The sequence below is a fragment of the Rhizobium leguminosarum genome (assembly GCF_004123835.1).
In the GTDB taxonomy this organism is placed as follows: Bacteria; Pseudomonadota; Alphaproteobacteria; order Rhizobiales; family Rhizobiaceae; genus Rhizobium; species Rhizobium leguminosarum_M.
Genome location: NZ_MZMU01000012.1, coordinates 699046 through 718875, shown reverse-complemented (window position 1 = coordinate 718875; position 19830 = coordinate 699046). Strand labels below are relative to the sequence as shown.

20 protein-coding genes and 1 pseudogene are annotated in these 19830 nt (G+C 62.3%); 14 read left to right on the top strand and 7 right to left on the bottom strand.

The window, feature by feature from the left end:
* Positions 1–9 precede the first annotated feature (9 nt).
* A complete protein-coding gene (locus B5P46_RS20350; RefSeq protein WP_129420291.1) occupies positions 10–543 on the bottom strand; it encodes a DinB family protein in 534 nt (177 codons plus the stop codon).
* A gap of 117 nt (positions 544–660) precedes the next feature.
* Positions 661–1185 carry a DUF6428 family protein gene (locus B5P46_RS20345; protein ID WP_129420290.1) on the bottom strand — a complete coding sequence of 175 codons (525 nt, stop codon included), beginning with the start codon at positions 1183–1185 and terminating at the stop codon, positions 661–663.
* 42 nt (positions 1186–1227) lie between these two features.
* On the opposite strand from B5P46_RS20345, the gene B5P46_RS20340 reads away from it, so the two are divergent.
* The 6 genes and pseudogenes from B5P46_RS20340 to arsK all read left to right on the top strand — a co-directional run bounded on the left by B5P46_RS20340 (position 1228) and on the right by arsK (position 5150).
* Positions 1228–1584, top strand: a complete 357-nt coding sequence (locus tag B5P46_RS20340; RefSeq protein WP_129420289.1) for an ArsR/SmtB family transcription factor — start codon at positions 1228–1230, stop codon at positions 1582–1584.
* A complete protein-coding gene (locus B5P46_RS20335) occupies positions 1581–2111 on the top strand; it encodes an arsenate reductase ArsC (RefSeq protein ID WP_129420288.1) in 531 nt (176 codons plus the stop codon). Before B5P46_RS20340 ends, B5P46_RS20335 begins: the two co-directional genes overlap by 4 nt.
* Positions 2111–2806 (top strand): aquaporin, encoded by a 696-nt coding sequence (locus tag B5P46_RS20330; RefSeq protein ID WP_129420287.1) that lies wholly within the window; start codon positions 2111–2113, stop codon positions 2804–2806. Before B5P46_RS20335 ends, B5P46_RS20330 begins: the two co-directional genes overlap by 1 nt.
* Positions 2803–3225: an arsenate reductase (glutaredoxin) gene (arsC, locus tag B5P46_RS20325; RefSeq protein ID WP_129420286.1), complete on the top strand. Its 423-nt coding sequence runs from the start codon at positions 2803–2805 to the stop codon at positions 3223–3225. Before B5P46_RS20330 ends, arsC begins: the two co-directional genes overlap by 4 nt.
* Positions 3200–3925 carry an arsenical resistance protein ArsH gene (arsH, locus tag B5P46_RS20320; RefSeq protein WP_164986518.1) on the top strand — a complete coding sequence of 242 codons (726 nt, stop codon included), beginning with the start codon at positions 3200–3202 and terminating at the stop codon, positions 3923–3925. The genes arsC and arsH overlap by 26 nt, the downstream gene beginning before the upstream one ends.
* Positions 3922–5150: pseudogene (gene arsK / locus B5P46_RS20315) on the top strand (arsenite efflux MFS transporter ArsK). Before arsH ends, arsK begins: the two are co-directional and overlap by 4 nt.
* Positions 5151–5171: 21 nt before the next feature.
* Here arsK and B5P46_RS20310 read toward each other — a convergent pair.
* The 5 genes from B5P46_RS20310 to B5P46_RS20290 all read right to left on the bottom strand — a co-directional run bounded on the left by B5P46_RS20310 (position 5172) and on the right by B5P46_RS20290 (position 11762).
* On the bottom strand, positions 5172–5438 hold the full coding sequence (locus B5P46_RS20310; protein WP_129420285.1) for a hypothetical protein: 267 nt from the start codon (positions 5436–5438) through the stop codon (positions 5172–5174).
* A 112-nt stretch (positions 5439–5550) separates the two neighbouring features.
* Positions 5551–8097, bottom strand: coding sequence for a mechanosensitive ion channel family protein (locus tag B5P46_RS20305; RefSeq protein ID WP_129420284.1), 2547 nt, complete (start codon positions 8095–8097; stop codon positions 5551–5553).
* 92 nt (positions 8098–8189) lie between these two features.
* Complete coding sequence (locus B5P46_RS20300) at positions 8190–8741, bottom strand: DUF924 family protein (protein WP_129420283.1); 552 nt, start codon at positions 8739–8741, stop codon at positions 8190–8192.
* 232 nt (positions 8742–8973) lie between these two features.
* The gene (locus B5P46_RS20295) at positions 8974–10038 is read right to left on the bottom strand and encodes a sensor histidine kinase (RefSeq protein ID WP_129420282.1); all 1065 of its coding nucleotides are present in this window, start codon (positions 10036–10038) and stop codon (positions 8974–8976) included.
* 278 nt (positions 10039–10316) lie between these two features.
* Positions 10317–11762 carry an MFS transporter gene (locus B5P46_RS20290; protein WP_129420281.1) on the bottom strand — a complete coding sequence of 482 codons (1446 nt, stop codon included), beginning with the start codon at positions 11760–11762 and terminating at the stop codon, positions 10317–10319.
* 86 nt (positions 11763–11848) lie between these two features.
* Between B5P46_RS20290 and B5P46_RS34520 the strand changes: the two genes are divergently transcribed.
* The 8 genes from B5P46_RS34520 to B5P46_RS20250 all read left to right on the top strand — a co-directional run bounded on the left by B5P46_RS34520 (position 11849) and on the right by B5P46_RS20250 (position 19811).
* On the top strand, positions 11849–11998 hold the full coding sequence (locus tag B5P46_RS34520; protein WP_164986506.1) for a hypothetical protein: 150 nt from the start codon (positions 11849–11851) through the stop codon (positions 11996–11998).
* Between the two features lie 444 nt (positions 11999–12442).
* The gene (locus tag B5P46_RS20280; protein WP_129420280.1) at positions 12443–13768 is read left to right on the top strand and encodes an ABC transporter substrate-binding protein; all 1326 of its coding nucleotides are present in this window, start codon (positions 12443–12445) and stop codon (positions 13766–13768) included.
* A 114-nt stretch (positions 13769–13882) separates the two neighbouring features.
* On the top strand, positions 13883–14851 hold the full coding sequence (locus tag B5P46_RS20275) for a carbohydrate ABC transporter permease (protein ID WP_129420279.1): 969 nt from the start codon (positions 13883–13885) through the stop codon (positions 14849–14851).
* A complete protein-coding gene (locus B5P46_RS20270; RefSeq protein WP_129420278.1) occupies positions 14848–15801 on the top strand; it encodes a carbohydrate ABC transporter permease in 954 nt (317 codons plus the stop codon). Before B5P46_RS20275 ends, B5P46_RS20270 begins: the two co-directional genes overlap by 4 nt.
* Positions 15798–16016: a hypothetical protein gene (locus B5P46_RS20265; protein ID WP_129420277.1), complete on the top strand. Its 219-nt coding sequence runs from the start codon at positions 15798–15800 to the stop codon at positions 16014–16016. The genes B5P46_RS20270 and B5P46_RS20265 overlap by 4 nt, the downstream gene beginning before the upstream one ends.
* 3 nt (positions 16017–16019) lie before the next feature.
* Positions 16020–17117, top strand: a complete 1098-nt coding sequence (locus B5P46_RS20260) for an ABC transporter ATP-binding protein (RefSeq protein ID WP_129420276.1) — start codon at positions 16020–16022, stop codon at positions 17115–17117.
* Entirely contained in the window at positions 17110–18117 is a 1008-nt protein-coding gene (locus tag B5P46_RS20255; protein WP_129420275.1) for an ABC transporter ATP-binding protein, read from the top strand. Before B5P46_RS20260 ends, B5P46_RS20255 begins: the two co-directional genes overlap by 8 nt.
* Positions 18118–18170: 53 nt before the next feature.
* Positions 18171–19811 carry a dihydroxyacetone kinase subunit DhaK gene (locus B5P46_RS20250; RefSeq protein WP_129420274.1) on the top strand — a complete coding sequence of 547 codons (1641 nt, stop codon included), beginning with the start codon at positions 18171–18173 and terminating at the stop codon, positions 19809–19811.
* Positions 19812–19830: the final 19 nt, after the last annotated feature.

Here is a 19830-nt window from a genome sequence, read left to right as displayed (position 1 = left end):
GCAGGCCTTTTATTGTTGACGGCGCGCGGGATCGGTCCTGTGCAGGTAGCCGGTAAACACGTCGCGCATGGCGGTGCTCTCGATCTGAGGCAGCAGGCGGCCGACTTCACCGCGATGATAGCCGCTGTGGGTCACGACATGGGCCAGCATCTCCTCGCGGGACATGCGCCCGCGTCCGCCATCGGTGAAGGTAAAGTCGATGATCTCCTCCATCTCCTCGGGACCTATTCGGGAGGTGTAGCCAATATACCACCGATCCGTGGCGCGGATATCGGACGACAGTTGCGCCAGCGGCGGCGCTTCGCGGCTCCAGTTCGCCTTGTAGGCATGATCCAGCCCCTGAAGATTGGCAGCGAAAATGCGATCAACGAGATGGGCGTGATTGAGCACACGAACGGCCGAGCGAAAGTCGTCGGATTGCGCCTCTGCGCCGAGTGCGCTGAGTGCGCTGAGTGCGCTGAGTGCGCTGAGCGCATCGAGAAGCTCGTCGTCAACGCTGGCTTTGTATTGGAACAGCGAGTTCAACAGGGTCTGCGCGGTCATTGCGATCTCCCGGGCGATAGGTGGATGGCTTCGGCATGACGCCGGCAGACTCCATTTATACAACTGACTGGTGGTCAGTCAATACAATCCGAGAGTCTCACTGCCACACATCTACTCTCAAGCGCAGCAGCCGCTCGTTGCCGATGACGGCCCGCAGCAGGCCGCTGCATTGCTGTTTTCCTCCGCCAGCCAGCGGTCGCGCGGCTTGCAGCTTGCCGGCCGCGGCGAAAGCGCAACGTGGACGGCGCCGGCGCGAAGTACCGGCATCGCCGCGCAGTACAGCTGTATCGGCTGCACGCCGTCGCTGACTTCGAAGGTGAGCTTGGCCGAACCATCCAACTGCACATGATCCGTCGCCTTGCGGATAATGGAATAGAACTTGCCGGCCGGCATATGCGTGCGGTCATCCTCCTCGATGTCCCAGAGCTGGATGAAGATCTCCGTCCAGGCCTCAGGATTCGCGCCGCAATCCAGACCGGAGAATTGGCCCGCCTTGACTTCGGTGACATGATAGCCAGGCTTCACCGCCTTGCCGTCATAATAGAAAATCAGCGGAGAATCCTTGGCGCCGGTAAGCACACTGAGCAGCAGGCCGAGATCGATGTCGTTCTCTTGAATTTTACTGTTGTCGATGACGTTCATTTGCGCTAATCCTCGTTTCAACCATTCAAGGATTATTGAAATATGGATCAACGTCAAGCCCTGATCGCATTCGGCGCGCTTTCGCAGGAGACGCGCCTGCACATCATCCGTATGCTGGTGGTCTCCGGCCCCGACGGCATGGCGGCAGGCGCCATCGCGGAAAAGGCGGAGGTCTCGCCGTCCAACATTTCCTTCCATCTGAAGGAGCTGGAGCGCTCCGGCCTGATTGCCCAGCAGCGTGAATCCCGCTCGATCATCTACACCGCCAATTACGAGGCGCTCGGCGGACTGATCCGTTTTCTCATGGAGGATTGCTGCGGCGGGAACCCGGAAATCTGCGCTCCGGCTGCCGCCGTCGCCGCATGCTGTGCACCTGCAACCAAGGGGGAACTACAATGACCATAGACCGCGTTTACAATGTGCTCTTTCTCTGCACCGCCAATTCATCCCGCTCGATCCTGGCGGAATCGATCCTCGAGACCGAAGGCAAGGGCCGGTTCAAGGCCTATTCGGCCGGCAGCCAGCCGAAGGGCGAGGTCAATCCTCTGGCGCTGAAGGAGCTTGCGGCGCTGGGTTATCCCTCGACCGGCTTCCGCTCGAAGAACTGGGACGAATTCGCCGAGCCTGGCGCGCCGGAGATGGACTTCATCTTCACCGTCTGCGACACCGCCGCCGGCGAGGCCTGCCCTGTCTGGATCGGCCATCCGATGACCGCCCATTGGGGCGTCGAGGATCCGGCAGCCGTCGAGGGCAGCGAGGTCGAGAAGGGCCGCGCCTTCGCGCAGGCCGCCCGCTTCCTCAAGAACCGGATCATGGCCTTCCTCAGTCTGCCGCTGAGCTCGATCGACAAGCTGGCGCTGGAAACGCACCTGCATCAGATCGGCGCCATGGAAGGCACGACCGCAAAACCGGCGACGGCCGGCTGATGGCGTCGTTCGATCTGCCGCGCCGTCTGGTCGCTGAAGCCCTCGGCACCGCTATGCTGGTCGCGACCGTCGTCGGGTCCGGCATCATGGCGACATCGCTGACGCAGGATGTGGGGCTTGCCCTGCTCGGCAACACGCTGGCGACCGGCGCCATCCTGGTGGTGCTGATCACCATTCTCGGGCCGATCTCCGGTGCCCACTTCAATCCGGCAGTCTCGCTGATCTTCGCAATGTCGCGCACGCTGGCGAGACGCGACCTCGGCGGATATGTCGTAGCGCAGTTTACCGGCGGCGTGATTGGCACGATCGCCGCCCACCTGATGTTCGACCTGCCGCTGATCGAGCTGTCAAGCAAGGTTCGCACTGGTGGCGCGCAATGGTTTTCCGAAGGTATTGCGACCTTCGGGCTGGTGGCGGTGATCCTCGCCGGCATCAAGTTCGAGCAGAAGGCGGTGCCGTGGCTGGTCGGGCTCTATATCACTGCCGCCTACTGGTTCACCGCCTCTACCTCCTTCGCCAATCCGGCCGTCGCTTTGGCCCGCTCGCTGACCGACACCTTCTCCGGCATCCGCCCGGTCGATCTGCCAGGCTTCTGGATCGCCGAAATATCAGGCGCGGTCGCAGCCCTTTTCCTGTTCACCTGGCTGCTGCAGCCAGGCGCGTCTTCAACCCTGTCGTCAGAGGCAAAGCTATGAACGTCACCATCTATCACAACCCTGCCTGCGGCACCTCCCGCAACACGCTGGCGATGATCCGCAATGCCGGCATCGAACCGACCATCATCGAATACGTGGAAAACCCGCCGTCGCGTCACGAACTGGGCAAGATGATTGCCGATGCCGGCCTGACCGTGCGCGATGCCATTCGCCAGAAGGATACACCTTACGCCGAACTCGGCCTCGACAATCCCGATCTAAGCGACGATCAGCTTCTCGACGCGATGCTAAAAGATCCGATCCTGATCAACCGGCCTTTCGTCGTCACCCCTCTCGGTACGCGCCTGTCGCGACCGTCGGAACTTGTCCTCGAAATCCTGCCGGAAACGTACAAGGGCGCCTTCACCAAGGAAGATGGCGAAAAGGTGCTCGATGCCGAAGGCAAACGCATTGTCTGATCTGCCCGCAGCATCCCCGGAACATCTGCGTCAACCGGATATGGATGCACTCAGGCCGGCGTTCTCGACGCACAAACCGCGCATCCTGATCCTTTACGGCTCCCTGCGGGCGGTGTCCTACAGCCGCCTGCTCGCGCAGGAGGCCGCGCGGCTGCTCGAATATTTTGGGTGCGAAGTGCGGATCTTCAATCCGGAAGGTCTGCCGCTGCCCGACGCGGAACCGGCGAGCCACCCAAAGGTCCAAGAGCTGCGTGAATTGTCTGCATGGTCGGAAGGCCAGGTGTGGGTCAGCCCTGAACGGCATGGCGCAATGAGCGGCATCATGAAAGCGCAGATCGACTGGATTCCATTGTCGGTCGGCTCGGTCCGGCCGACGCAAGGCAAGACGCTGGCGGTGATGCAGGTCTCCGGCGGTTCCCAGTCCTTCAATGCGGTAGGCCAGCTCCGCGTGCTTGGCCGCTGGATGCGGATGATCACAATTCCCAATCAGTCCTCTATCGCTAAAGCTTTTCAGGAATTCGACGCGGACGGCCGTATGAAACCCTCATCCTATTACGACCGCGTCGTCGACGTCTGCGAGGAACTGGTGAAGTTCACGCTGCTGACCCGTGATGCCTCGAACTATCTGACCGACCGCTACAGCGAGCGGAAGGAAGAAGCCGAAAAGCTCGAACAGCGCGTGAGCCTCAGATCCCTATGACAAGCACCGAACGACCGCCGGTAGCGGCCATTGCCGCGCTCGGGCTCACGCAGATCATCGGATATGGATCGCTCTATTACAGCTTCAGCATCCTCGCCCCCGACATGGCCCGTGATCTGGGTTGGTCATCGGAATGGATCTTCGGCGCGCTCTCCGCGGCCCTCCGATCGGCGGTCTTGCCGCACCTCTCATCGGCACGTGGATCGATCGCTTCGGCGCAGGCAGGATCATGACATCAGGCTCGGCGATTGCCGCCGCTGCCCTCGTCGCCTGCGCCTTCGCGCCGGGAAAGATCGCTTTCGTCGCGGCATTGATCGGCATCGAGATCGCCTCGAACCTGGTGCAATATGGCGCCGCCTTCGCCCTGCTCGTGCAGATCAGACCGCGCGTCGCCCAGCGCAGCATCACTTATCTGACCCTGATCGCCGGCTTCGCCTCGACCATCTTCTGGCCGATCACCACGGCACTGCACGCGCATCTTTCATGGCAGAACGTCTATCTGATCTTCGCCGCGCTCAATCTAGTGGTCTGCCTTCCCATTCATGCCTGGCTCTCCCATGGGGTCAGCGAAACCAGGAAACGGACCGGAGAGGTGGCCGCAAAACGCGTCGAGCCGAGCCTTCCGCCGTCGGTGCGCAGGCCGGCCTTTATCCTGATGGTGATCGGCTTTGCTTTGGAAAGCTTCGTGAACTCGGCACTTCTGGTTCACATGGTGCCGGTGATGTCGGCACTCGGCCTCGGTGCCATGGCAGTGGTGGTCGGAACGCTCTTCGGCCCGTCGCAAGTGCTGAGCCGCCTCATCAACATGGTCTTTGGCGAGAGCTTGTCGCAAGTGATGCTGGCGATCATCTGCGCCATCCTGCTGCCGGCAGCCCTTGTCATCCTCATCGCCACCGCACCCTCGGTGCCCGGCGCGCTGGTCTTCGCCGTCGTTTTCGGCCTCGGCTCGGGCCTTAACAGCATCGTCTACGGAACCTTGCCGCTCGCGCTCTTCGGAAGCGATGGCTACGGCCGGCGGCAAGGACAAATCATGTCGGTCCGTCTCGTCGTCTCCTCGATGGCGCCGTTCGCGCTCGCCTTCCTGATGGGCAATCTCGGCGTATCGTGGTCGCTGTCGATCGCTGCATTGCTCAGCACCGTCGCCGTTGCCGCATTCTTCGCCATTATGCGGCTGACGCGCCCGGTTGCCCGGCCGGAAACTGTTCCCAATCCCCGAGAAGCTTGAGCGCATTAATCAGGACAGGCGCTACTTGACGACGGCCGAGCCCTTGACGATGTCGACCGTCTCGCCGCCGTCGAGCCCGATGCGGTCGCCGTCGGGCGTTGTCATGAAGCAGCCGGAAGCACAGAGGTTTTCCGAAGCGCCGGCATCGACCACCACCTCGGCGCGTTGGCCGCCCTCGGTGATGACGAGCACGACGGCGGCTGGGTCGGTGTTGGTGATGGATGCCGCTTCAGCCGCGGGTGCGGCAAGCAGCGGGATAAGCAGAACGGCGGCAAACCTTGCCATCATGTGCGGCGGCGCTGGCGCGCCCTCCCCTCGAACGATCGGTGCTGCCCCCGGCAGCGATCCCGATAGTGGAGATCATGCACATATAGCTGTGAATGATGGCTGAATGACCCGTTCAGCCTTTCCGATTGCCGTCTGCCGTCTTGCTGCGCAATTGCCGCACCGGCAGCTCTTCCTCCTCCATGTGCGTGTCCGCCGAGTTTTCCTGCTCGTTGGGTTGATCCCTGCCCGCATCGGCAAGCGCGGGACGAGCCTCCCGATGGATGGTAAGGTCGGTCTGTGGCAGCGGGATCTCGATGCCCTCGGCCTTGAAGCGCTTGAGGATCTCGATCCTGAGATTGTTGCGCACCGCCATGCCGTCACCCATGTCGGCGAGGAAGAAGCGCAGCTCGAAATCCAGCGAATAGGGGCCGAAGCGCAGGAATTCGACATGCGGCTCCGGATTGCGCATGACGAGCGGAACCTTGGCCGTCAGTTCCAGCAGGATGTCCATCACCTGCTGCGGATCGGCGTTGTAGGCGACGGAAACCGGGATTTCCGAGCGGCCGATCTTGTTGCGGTGCGTCCAGTTGCCGACGAGGCCGTTGATCAAATCAGAATTCGGCACGATGATCGACTGCTTGCGGAAGGTCTCGATCTCGGTGGCGCGCACCGAAATGCGTTTAACGATGCCTTCGGCCGTGCCGGAAACGACATGGTCGCCGACCTTGAACGGCCGTTCGACGAGCAGGATCAGGCCGGAGACGAAGTTGGAGACGATGTTCTGGAGACCGAAACCGATACCGACCGAAAGTGCAGAAGCGACGAGCGCGAAGCTCGACAGGTCGATGCCGGCCGCCGAAACGCCGATGATCGCCGCTATGCCGACGCCGAGATAGCCGATGCCCGTCTTGACCGAATTGCGCACGCCAAGATCGACATGGCTTCTGGCCATCACATTGCCATCGAGCCAGCGCTGCAGCCAGCGCGTCAGCAGGTAGACGCCGGCAAACAAGAGAATGCCCGTGCAGATGCCGAGCAGCGAGATGCTGATACCGCCGAGCCTGACCTCGGTGAACAGCCGATAGGCAAGAATCTGCAGATCCTGCACATGGAAGCCCCAGAGCAGCAGGATCAGCGGGATGCCGACGAGAAGCGCCACCGCATAGATGGCAAGGCCGACGAGCAGGCCAGCCTGATCGATCGCCACCGGCCCGAGCTTGAAGCGGCGCGTCAGGAAGCTTGCGAAGAAGGTATCGCCGAAGCTTTCCTGCCTTGATATCGCCTTGCCGGAGAGCAGGCCGACATACATGGTGGCGACCAGCGCGCCGGTGATGATGAGCTGCGTGGCGACGAAGCGCGCGAGCCCGACATAACCCGTGAGCGCTGTGAGGATGAGGCCGGCGCCGACGACCCGCAGGATGATCGCCATGCCGCGAGGCCAATGCCTTCCCGGCGCATCGGGATCGCCGTTCTTCGCCAGCATCGGTCTGCCGAAGGAGACCGCGATCAGGATCAGGCCGATGATCAGCGCAGCAATCAGGCTTCTGACCACGGTCAGGACCAGCGGCGAGCCCATCGCCTCGCCGATCGTGCCGAACAGATAATCGAGCGCGTTGACGATCGCCATCGCCAGCAGGCAGTAGCCGATCGAGCGCGCGCCGAGATTGGAAAGCCGCACGAGCCGCCAGCGCGGTTCGCGCGGCGCGAAGATGGCGTTGACGAAGCGGCCGACGAAATAGACAAGCCCGATCGCCCCGAACAGGGCGCCAATGACAGGCGCGATATCGGGCCTCAGCACATTGAACCCGTTAAGGAAAAAGAACGAAGTGACGAGCAGCACCGAGAGCGCCAGCGTGCGGATCAACGTCGACCAGAAGGCGATCGACAGCCGGCCGATATAGGACGGATTCTCGACAGCCTCGTCGCGGCGCAGGTAGGAGCCGAACAGCCGGTAACTGCCGGAGAGTAGGATCAGCGCCGAGGCGAGCGACAGGAAGATCGCGGCAAACATTGGGAAACGCTTGAATTTCCAAACGAAGGTGGCCCAGCTCGACAGAGCGTGCGAGAATTCGCTGGCCTCGTGCACGAAGGCGCTGCCGGCATCGTCGAGCACCGAGACCGAAATCTCGGTGCGCCTGAGCAGCGTATCGGCAAACAGCCGCCGCCGCATCTCGGTGATCTCGTTGACGAGCTTCGTCACCGTGATCGAGAGGTTTTCGGCATCGCCCGTCAGCGCGTTGATCTGCGCGCGTTCGGCGGCGAGCGCGTTGCGCTCCTGGGTGACGATCTCGGCTTCAGGCGGCTGCCCGTCCTTCGGCGGATCGCCGATCTCGGCAAGCCGGTTCTTGATCTGGTCGAAACGCGGCCTGAGATTGACCGATATGGTGATGACGGCGCGGCTGAGCTCGTCGGCCTTGGTCGCAAGCCCGACCAAGGCATCGTCATTGTCGGCATTTTGCTTGACGCCGTCCTGAAGCGCCGTCAGCTGGACCTTCGCCTTGTCGATTTCCTTTGTCGCCTGGTCAAACGGCATATCGGCGAGCGGCGCCTGCGCCGCCGCCGGTGCCTGCGCCGCCGCCTGCGGCTCCTGCGCGAAGGCCGCAGCACCCTTGAAATGCGCGCCGGCGACCGCCAGCGTCAGCAGAAGAATGGTGCGAAGCAGGATCGGTCTCAGCCGCAAAAGCGCCTCCGGGAAAGGTTGTCGTCGGAATAGAATGCCAGCTTGTCTTAGTAAAGAAAGGCGACAGAAAGGCGGAAGCTCGCTGGAAACCCTCAGAAACCGGCATCGGGCCGGGAGAGATAGTCGCATTCCTCAGCCGTCGACTCGCGTCCGAGCATGGCATTGCGGTGCGGAAAGCGGCCGTAGGCGGCAATCACGTCGCGGTGGCGGATCGCATAATCGAGATATTCCGCATCGCCGAGCGCGCCGAACAGTTCCACCGATCGCTCCTGCTCCCCAAGGTCCTCGGCATGTTCGAAGGGCATGTAGAAAAAGGTACGGCATGCGGCCTCGACCGCCTGATCGGCGCCCGATGCAAGCGCGAGCTTGGCTTCCCGAAGTGCCAGCCCATCGGTCGCAACGGCAAGCGCCGTGCCGCGATAGATGTTGCGGGGAAACTGGTCGAGCACGATGACAGCCGCCAGCCGGCTCTCCGCATCCCCCCGCCATTCGGCGTCAACACCCGCGGCAAGAGCCAGATGGGTATCGCGGAAGCCTTCGCGGATCTCCACGTCGAGTTCCGGCGTCGCGCGAAACCACAGCTCCCGGCCGCATCGGATGAACCAGAAATCATAAACCTCCTTCGGCGTACGGATCGTCGTCATGTTTCCTCCCCTGGCGTTTGGTTTGTTGATGTTATTTCGGTAAGCTGTTGTACAAATAGGATAAGGGGTGCCGAGTGGCCCCCTCATCCGCCCTACGGGCACCTTCTCCCCGCTGGGGAGAAGAGGGAATCGAGACGTTGCCACGAATCTCTTCTCCCCAGCGGGGAGAAGGTGGCGGCAGCCGGATGAGGGGGCTGCACGGCACTCCCTTCCCATTGCCCTTCACACTTACCTACTTCCCCTCATGCAACGAAAACACCAGCGTCGCCTTGGTTCCGTCGTGGCCGGGGTCATAGGCGAAATCCGACTTCAGACTCGCCGCCATGGCCGTCAGAATGCGCGTGCCGAGGCCGGTTCCCCTGGCCGGGCTCGACGGGTCGAAACCGGCGCCGTCATCCTCGACGATGACGCGCAATGCCCCATCCGTCTGGTCGACGATGACACGGATCTCGCCCGGCACGTTGTCCGAATAGGCATATTTGAAAGCATTGGTGACGAGTTCGCTGACGATCAGCCCGAGCGTGATCACCTTGTCGGTCGCCAGATTGACCGGCTGCGCGGTGAGGACGATCCGGTGCGGCCGCTTGTCGTCGCGCATCGAGGTTTCGAGTTCGGTGAGCAGGCTGTTCAGATATTCATCGACCTGCACCGAGCCGACCTGCCGGTTGGTATAGAGCCGGCGGTGCACGCTGGCGATGGCGTTGATGCGCATCTGCGTTTCGTGCAGCGCGTCGATCGCAACCTGATCCGTGGTCATCGAGGATTGCATGCGGATCAGCGCACCGACGAGGCCGAGGCTGTTGGCGATGCGGTGATTGACTTCGGCCAGCAGCATTTCGGCAAGGTCGCGCTGCTGGCGGATCACCTCCTGCGCCTGCACCGTCTCGCGGCGAAAACGCGTCCGCTCCAACGCCTGTTCGAGGGCGGCGGCGAGCAGGTCGAAATAATCGGCTGAGATCCCCTTCAGCATGTAATCGTCGGCGCCGGCCTTCAGCGCCGCGACCGCGATGCTGGTATCGTCCGAACCTGTCGCATAGATGATCGGGGGATGATCCGGCATCGCCGTAATGCTGGGCAAAATGTCGAGGCCGGTCTCGCCAGCCAGGACATGATCGAGCACAACGGCGTCGATACCGCCTTCGCCAAGTCTTGCAAGGCCGGCAGCGCCGCTCTCGGCCCACTCGACCGAAAAGCCGCGCCGACGCAGGTTCTTCTGCATCAGGAGGGCAAGCCCCTCGTCGTCGTCGATATAGAGGATGTGGATCAGGGCATCCGCATCGCCGCTAGAATTGCTCATTCGGTCTCCCGGCGTTCTCTCGCAGCGACGACCGCCCGCAAGCGTCCGAGTCGTCCGCATGGCAATGTCGTATTGCATTGGCCGCATGGGGTAAACAGCGGTTATCCTTCGCTCTTGTCGCAGGCGGCGCGGAAGGAGGATGTCGGGAAGCCGGCATTTTCAGAACATGACCCTGGCGTGGGAGGATCCCTATGGAAGTCGTTGAAGGAGATGGGGAAACGAAAAACCTGAAATGAGATGCATGAACGCCGAGCGGCTCGATTGGTTCCGTGAATAAGCTAATTTTTCTGGAATTTCCGATGACCGGATACTTCGGCCCCCGCCTCTGCCGGCAACTGCAGGAAGCGCAGCGACGAGCCGACCCCGATCGCCCCGACCACGACGAAAGCCCAGCGGAAATCGGCAAGGACGGGATTGTCGGCACCCCTGAGAGCCGAGGCGATGTTGAGCACGGCCGCCGCCACCGCCACGCCGAGCAGCATCGATACCTGCTGCAGCATGCTCGACAGCGTCGAGGCCGAGCTTCGCTGCGCCGGGCCGATATCGGCGAAGGCGAGCGTGTTCAAAGCGGTGAATTCCATCGACCGCGACAGGCCGGCGAGGAAAAGCAGCGCGTGGATGAAAAACGGCGGCGTCTCCGGCGAGAGGAAACCGCAGCCGACGATCGAAAGCGCTGCGATCAACCCGTTGACCCCAAGCACCGTGCGAAAGCCGAAGAAGCGCAGCAGCGGCGTCGTCACCGCCTTCATGCTGAAATTGCCGAGGAAATAGACGAGCAGATAGGTGCCGGCGGCAATCGAGCTCAGGCCGAAGCCGAGCTGGAACAGCAGAGGCAGCAGGAACGGTGTCGCATTGATCGCCATTCGGCAGGCCGTGCCCGCCGACAGCGTCGACATCGAGAAGGTCTGGATGCGGAAGGCCGAAAGATCGAGCAGCGGATTGTCGACGGCGAGGAAATGCCGCGTCGCCATGACTGACAGCACGATGCCCGCCGCCAGCATTGATGTGATGGGCAAAAGCCCGCCGTCCCATTTGACCGAGAGTTCGAGAGCGGCGAGCAGGAAGGTCAGCCCGGCGGCGCTGAGCACGAAGCCCAGGAGATCCAGCCGGCCGGGATTGGTCTCGCGCTGCTCCGGCACGAAACGCAGCACCAGCGCGATGCCGAGGATGCCGATCGGGATATTGATGAGGAAGTTCCAGTGCCAGCTGGCATAGGTCGTGATGAAGCCGCCGAGCACCGGGCCGATCACCGGCGCCGTCAGCGCCGGCCAGGTGATCAGCGCGATCGCCTGGACCAGTTCCGACTTGCGGGCATTCCTCAGCACGATGATACGCCCGACGGGCGTCATCAGTGCGCTGCCCACCCCCTGCACGGCGCGCCACAGCACGAATTCCGCAAGGCTGCCGGACAGCCCGCAGAACAGCGAGGCGCCGGTGAAGACGGCGATCGACATCAGGAAGATGCGGCGCGCGCCGAACCGATCGCCGAGCCAGCCCGACAGCGGAATGAAGGCGGCCATCGTCAGCATGTAGACGGTGATGCCAATGCTCATCGATACCGGCTGCACGTTAAAGCTTGCCGCCATCTGCGGCAGCGAGGTGGTGACGATCGTGCCGTCGAGGATCTGCATGAAGAAGGAAACGGCAACGACCAGTGCCACGATCTTCGCCTGGCGGCCGCCTGCCGCCTCTTGCCCATTCTCGCTCGTCTCTGCCGTGGTCATCGATCTGCCAATGAAAATTCAGGATGACGCGGCAGGAAAACGGGAAGGAAGCCGATCGGAGATCTGCCGCGCGGAGGAGCGCGGACATGGAAAGCCGCGCACTGGCTGAATACGCCCGTTGCATCCGGCCGGAAAGGCTAAATCTCGCACTGCGCAGGAATATTCCCGATACGGCCCGATACCTAGAGCATGATGCCGAAAAGTGTGAGCGGTTTTCGGACGACATCATGCTCTAACTATATAACGTAGAACAGGATTCAGATTTTAGGCCGACCCGGCCTAAAATCATCCTGTTCTAGCGGCTTCGACCCAGGAAAGGATTCAAGAAAAAGGCCCCACCGAAGCGAGGCCAAGCTTGAACCGCTCCGGGGAAAAACAGGAGCGGCGTGCAGTCCATACCGTGCGATCGATGCGGCAACGAGGCCAGATGTCGCTGCATCGGTACGCTCGCCAAAGATTTTTTCGCGATCCGCCAAAAAAAGATCGCCCCAAACTATCCGCCCATGTGGTGCGACACCTGTCGCATTGCAGCAACGATTGGCGCTTGCAATGTTTATAAAAATGGATATCACTAAACATATTGCTAAACATGATGATTGAGGAGTTCATGTGAGCATTCTCTGAAGTGGGTGAACATGCGACGCCGGCGGGGAGCCGGCCCTTGGTTCTGGGAGGAACTTATGCAGAAAACATCGAAAGCCCTTTTCGGGCTAGCCACGGCATTCGTCATGTCGTCGGCAATGCCCAATCTCGCCAAAGCCGATGAACTGACGCTGTGCTGGGCCGCATGGGACCCCGCCAATGCGCTCGTCGAGCTGTCGAAGGATTTCACCGCCAAGACCGGCACGCAGATGAAGTTCGAATTCGTTCCCTGGACGAGTTATGCCGACCGCTTCCTCAATGAGCTGAACTCCCATGGCAAGCTCTGCGATCTTATCATCGGCGACAGCCAGTGGATCGGGGGCTCGGCCGAGAATGGCCACTATGTCAAGCTCAACGACTTCTTCGACAAGGAAGGCATCAAGATGGATGACTTCGTGCCGGCGACCGTCGTCGGCTACTCGGAATGGCCGAAGAACACGCCGAACTACTGGGCGCTGCCTGCCATGGGCGACGTCGTCGGCTGGACTTACCGCAAGGACTGGTTCGAAAAGCCGGAACTGCAGAAGGAATTCAAGGAGAAGTACAGCCACGATCTCGCAGCCCCGAAGACCTACGACGAGCTAAAGCAGATCGCCGAGTTCTTCCAGAAGCGCGAGATCGACGGCAAGACAGTCTATGGCGCCTCGATCTATACCGAGCGCGGCTCCGAAGGCATCACCATGGGCGTGACCAACGTGCTATACGACTGGGGCTTCCAGTACGAAAATCCGCAGAAGCCCTATGACATGGAAGGCTTCGTCAACTCGACCGATGCAGTCAAGGGCCTCGAATTCTACAAGTCGCTCTATGATTGCTGCACGCCGCCCGGCAGCTCAAACGTCTACATGGTCGAATCCGCCGACGCCTTCAAATCCGGCCAGGTCGCCATGCAGATGAATTTCGCCTTCACCTGGCCCGGCCTCTACAAGGACGAGAAGGTCGGCGGCGACAGGATCGGCTTCTTCCCCAATCCGGCTGAAAAGGCCCACTTCGCCCAGCTCGGCGGCCAGGGCATCTCGGTGGTCTCCTACTCCGACAAGCGCGACTCCGCCCTGCAATACATCAAATGGTTCGCACAGCCCGACGTGCAGGCCAAGTGGTGGGAACTTGGCGGTTTTTCCTGCCTGAACTCCGTCGTCAACGCGCCGGACTTTGCCAAGAGCCAGCCTTATGCCCAGGCCTTCCTGGACTCGATGGCGATCGTCAAGGACTTCTGGGCCGAGCCGAGCTACGCCTCGCTGCTGCAGGCCATGCAAAAGCGCGTCCATAACTACGTGGTCGCCGGCAACGGCACCGCCCAGGAAGCACTCGATGGCCTGGTGAAGGACTGGAGTGACGTCTTCAAGGACGACGGCAAGATCTAGTGCCCGACGGGACCGGCGGCATCCCTCTGCGCCATCCTCACCAGGTTGGCGGCCCGGATCGGTAGACGAGCCGGGCCGCCAGATCTCCCATATCCTAAAAGACCAGGTGAAAACTTGACTATTTCCCAATCCTCCATCGTCGAGAAGGCAGCCGATGCGACAGCAAGGGCAACGCCGGTCTCGGTCGCCCGGCGCGTCCGCGGCCTCTCCGACAGGGCGATCGCCTGGCTGTTCATTGCGCCTGCCATCACCCTGCTCTTGGCGATCAACATCTTCCCGCTGCTTTGGGCGGTCTATCTCTCCTTCACCAACTACCGCGCCAACCGGCCGAATGCGCCGGTCCAGGGCGTCGGCTTCGGAAACTACCAGCGCGTTCTGAACGACCCCGACATCTGGCAGGCAATGCAGACCACCGCGCATTTCGTCTTCTGGACGATCGTGCTGCAGACGGTGATCGGCTTCACGCTCGCCTATCTGATCGACCGCAAGTTTCGCGGCCACGCCTTCTGGACGACGATCATCCTGATCCCGATGATGCTGTCGCCCGCCGTCGTCGGCAATTTCTGGCGCTTCCTCTACGAGCCGCAGATCGGCCTCTTCGCCTATGCCGTGTCGCTGGTCACAAGCATTCCGACATCGGATATCCAGATGCTCGGCAACGTGACGCTGGCGCCCTGGGCAATCATCATCGTCGATACCTGGATGTGGACGCCCTATGTGATGCTGATCTGCCTCGCCGGCCTGCGCTCGATCCCCGACTATATCTATGAGGCGGCCGAGGTCGACCGCGCTTCGCCATGGCGGCAGTTCTGGTCGATCACCGTGCCGATGGCCCTGCCCTTCATCATGCTCGCCGTGCTCTTCCGCGGCATCGAGAATTTCAAGATGTTCGACATGGTGACGCTGCTCACCGGCGGCGGTCCGGGCTCGGTCACAGAGGTCGCCTCGATCACGCTGAAGCGCGCCGCCTTCGAAAGCTGGGCGACTGGCCGGGCCTCGGCCTTCGCCATCATCCTCTTCGTCGCGGTGTTCGGCCTCGCCAACATCTACGTCAAGGCATTGAACAAGGTGAAGCAACGATGAGCGCCGCCAATTCAGCCCATTCGGTCGTCGTACCGAGCCTCACCAGCAAGCGCATCGCCGGCACCACCGTCGTTCTTTATGCGCTGATCACCCTCATCCCGCTCGTCTGGATCTTCCTGACCAGCATCAAGTCGCCGCCGGATTCGATCAGCTATCCACCCAAGATCGTCTTTTCGCCATCGCTCGAGGGCTATTGCAACCTGTTCACCACGCGCACCCGGCAGACGCCGGATTATATCGCCTCGCTGCCGGCGCCGGTCGGCACCTGCGATGAGGTGACGCGCAAGCGCAACATGGTGATAGCAGGCCCGTCGAACTTCGTGCCGCGCTTCGTCAATTCGCTGGTGATCGCCTTCGGCTCCACCTTCCTCGCGGTCTTCCTCGGCACGCTCGCTGCCTACGGTTTTTCCCGCTTCAAGGTGCCGCTCGCCGACGACCTGCTGTTCTTCATCCTGTCGACGCGGATGATGCCGCCGATCGCCGTCGCCATCCCGATCTACCTGATGTATCGCGAGCTCGGCCTGTCCGACACCGCCTTGGGCATGATCCTGCTCTACACCGCCGTCAACGTCTCGCTCGCCGTCTGGCTGCTGAAGGGCTTCATCGACGAGATCCCGCGCGAATACGAGGAAGCGGCGATGATCGACGGCTATACGAGACTGCAGGCCTTCCGCAAGGTCGTGCTGCCGCAGGCAACGACGGGCATCGCTGCGACCGCGATCTTCTGCCTGATCTTCGCCTGGAACGAATATGCCTTCGCCGCCCTTCTGACATCGGGCGAGGCCCAGACCGCGCCGCCCTTCATCCCGACGATCATCGGCGAAGGTGGACAGGACTGGCCGGCAGTTGCAGCCGGCACGACGATCTTCCTGATCCCGATCCTCGTCTTCACCATTCTCCTGCGCAAGCAGCTGCTGCGCGGCATCACCTTCGGAGCCGTCCGCAAATGAGCCATCTGATAGAAACGCGCACCCGCACCCCTGCCCGTCCGAAACGGCCCTTCTTCCTGCGCCGTGGCCCGATGGAGGCCATCGCCACCGTGCTGATCGGGCTCGGCTTCCTGATGCTGTTTCAGCCCTTCCTGCTGGTGCTCTACACCTATTCGCTGGTCACCCTGCTCATAGGCACCGTCATGTTCATCATCGTCTCGAAATTCCCGGAGTGAACCATGGCGGATATCCGGATCGAAAATCTCCGCAAGGAATTCGGCAGCTTCGTCGCCGTCGAGGATTCGAGCTTCACCGTCCATGACGGCGAGTTCCTGGCGCTGCTCGGGCCTTCCGGCTGCGGCAAGACGACGACGCTTCGCATGATCGCCGGCCTCGAGCTGCCGTCGAGCGGCAAGATCTATCTCGACGGTGAGGACGTCACCTTCAACCGTGCCAGCGCCCGCGACATCGCCTTCGTCTTCCAGCTCTTCGCGCTCTATCCGCATATGAACGTGCGCAAAAATATCGGCTTCCCGCTGCTGTCGCAGGGCATGCCCAAGGCTGAAATCCGTCAGCGTGTCGAAGAGACCGCGCGTCTGCTGCAGATCGATCATATTCTAAACCGCTCGGTCTCCGGCCTTGCCGGCGGCGACCGGCAGCGCGTGGCGCTCGGCCGCGCCATCGTCCGGCGTCCGAAATGCTTTCTGATGGACGAGCCGCTCGGCACGCTCGACGCCGAGTTCCGCGAGATCATGGTCCATGAGCTGCGCGAACTGCACAACCGCATCCACGCCACCACCGTCTACGTCACCCATGACCAGCACGAGGCGATGGCGATGGCCGACAAGATCGCCGTCATGAACCATGGTGTCATCGAGCAATTCGGTACGCCGCAGGAGATCTACGCCAAGCCTGCGACCATGTATGTCGCCGATTTCATCGGCTCGCCGCCGATGAACTTCATGCGCTTCACCTCCGGCCTGAAAAGCGGCGACCGCTCCGTCCTGCTCGACGGCGTCGATGTTGCCGTTCCCGAGATCCACCAGGACATGGCCGAAAGCGAGCTGGCGCTCGGCATCCGGCCGGAGCATATCCGCTTCAGCGACGCCTCGCGGCTTCGCGGCGCCGTCTACGGCAGCGAATATCTTGGCACCAACCAGGTCGTCGCTGTGGAAACTCAGGGCGGGTTGATCAAGGCCCGCGTTCCCGCCAATCGCAGCTTCCAGATCGGCGAAAGGGTCGGCCTCGAATTCAACCCGGCGAAACTCGCGCTCTTCGACTGCACCTCGGGCCGCGCGGTGCCATCCTCGCTCTATCAGGAGACCCGGCATGGCTGATGTCGTCCTCAGGAACCTCGCCAAGCGCTTCGGCGACACCCAGGCTTTGGCCGACCTCGATCTTTCGATCCGCGACGGGGAATTCGTCGTGCTGCTCGGTCCCACCGGCGCCGGCAAGACGACAACGCTGCGGCTGATCGCCGGCCTCGAAAAGCCCGATAGCGGCGGTATCGAGATCGGCGGCCGCAATGTCGCGGCCGAAGCGCCCGCCGAACGCGACGTCGCCTTCGTCTTCCAGCAATATTCGCTCTATCCGCATATGACGGTTTACGAGAACCTCGCTTTCCCGCTGAAGGCGCCGGTCCGCAAACTCAGCACTGCGGAGATCGACCGGCGCGTGCGCGAAGTCGCGCGCATGGTCCGGATCGACCACAAGCTGGAGAACCGCTCGACCAGACTTTCCGGCGGCGAGATGCAGCGTGTCGCGATCGGCCGGGCGCTGGTGCGCCGGCCGGCGATCTATCTGATGGACGAACCGCTGTCCTCGCTCGACGCCAAACTGCGCGCCGAACTGCGCCTGGAACTGAAGCGTATCCAGAAGGAACTGGGCTCGACGCTGCTCTATGTCACTCACGACCAGGTGGAAGCCATGACCATGGCCGACCGCATCGGCATCGTTGCCGAGGGACGGCTGATGCAAGTGGGAACACCGCGCGAGATCTACGGCAATCCCGCCAACCTGCATGTTGCCGCCCGCCTCGGCCAGCCGCACATCAACCTGTTGCCTGCGGACCTGCTGCCGGGCGGCCAGCCGCCTGCGGGCACGAAAACAGTCGGTGCGCGCACCGAACATCTCGACATCGTTGTCGGCAAGGATGCCAATGCCGAGATCGACTGGATCGAGCATCTGGGCGACCAGAACCATCTGCACATCAGGGCTGGCAATCACAAGCTCGTCACACTTGCAGATCCATATCTGGCGATCGCGCCGGGCGACCGGATCAGTCTGACGCTGCGCGATCCGCTTTATTTCGATGCGGCTGGACAGCGCCTGTCCTGACCGGCAAACAGACATGATGATGGCATGAAAAACAAACAGACGGGTCTCAATCGATGAAACACTTCTTCAACCGCAGGGAAAACATCGTCACGGAAGCCTTGGACGGTCTGCTTCTGACGAACAGCAAGGGTCGTCTTGCCCGCCTCGACAGCTTTCCCGACATCAAGGTGATCCTGCGCGCGGACTGGGACAAGTCGAAGGTGGCGATCATATCGGGCGGCGGCGCCGGCCATGAGCCCTCCCATGCCGGCTTCGTCGGTAAGGGCATGTTGACGGCTGCCGTATCCGGCGAAATCTTCGCCTCGCCGAGCGTCGATGCCGTGCTGACGGCGATCCGCGCCGTGGCCGGCCCGAAGGGCGCCCTGCTGATCGTCAAGAACTACACCGGCGACCGGCTGAATTTCGGCCTCGCCGCCGAAAAGGCGCGCGCCGAGGGCTTCGATGTCGAGATGGTCATCGTCGCCGACGATATCGCCATCCCCGAGATCAACCAGCCGCGCGGGGTCGCCGGCACGCTGTTCGTCCACAAGATCGCTGGCCATCACGCCGAAAAGGGCGAGGACCTGAAGACGGTCGCAGCCCATGCCGCGGCTGCGGCCGGCGATATCGTCTCGCTCGGCATGTCTCTCTCCACCTGCAGCGTGCCCGGCCAGGCCCATGAGGACCGCCTCGGCGAGAACGAAGGCGAGCTTGGCCTCGGCATCCATGGCGAGCCGGGCGTCGAGCGCATCACGCTGCAGCCGGTCGCCGATATCGTCGCCACCATGGTGGCGCGCCTGTCGCCGACGTTGCGCGAAGGGGCAAGCCACTGCCTCCTCATCAACAATCTTGGCGCCGTGCCGCCGCTCGAAATGACCGTCATCGCCAATGCTGTATTGTCCTCGCAGCTTGCCGATCGCATCCGTCTGATCATCGGCCCAGCGCCGATGATGACCGCGCTCAATATGAACGGCTTCTCGCTGTCGCTGATCCGGCTGGATGCCGCGCGCGAGGCAGCGCTGACGGCCGCGGTCGAACCGCATGCCTGGATGCCGGCCGTCGAACGCCACGAGATCCACATCATCGCCGCGCCGAAAACATCAGCCGGATTGAACGGTACGGCCGTGGCCGGGGAGAACAGCCGCAACCGTCGCCTGATCACGGCGCTCTGCGAGCATCTGATCTCGCAGGAAAGCGAGCTCAACCGCCTGGACGGCCGCGTCGGCGACGGCGATACCGGCTCGACGGTGGCGACGGGCGCCCGCAGCGTGCTGGCCCGCCTCGAAACGCTTCCGCTCGACCGGCCGGCGGCAACGCTCGCCGCGCTCGGCGATATTCTCGGCACCAGCATGGGCGGATCGAGCGGCGTGCTGTTGTCGATCTTCTTCACCGCCGCGGCAAAGGCGATGGCCGACAAAGCCGATATATCTGCAGCCCTTCTTGCCGGGCTCGACAGGATGACGTTCTATGGAGGAGCCGCAGTCGGCGACCGGACGATGGTCGATGCGCTCTCGCCGGCTCTGCAGGCGCTCGCATCCGGCGATGTCGCCGCAGCAGCAAGGGCAGCCGCAGCGGGTGCCGAGTCGACGAAGACGATGATGAAGGCGAGAGCCGGACGCGCCTCCTATGTCGGCGAAAGAGACCTGGCGGGTGTCGCCGATCCCGGCGCTGTCGCGGTTGCCAGCGCGTTCGGCGTAGCGGCAAGCCTCGCCTGAGCGAGTAAAGTTTGAGAGA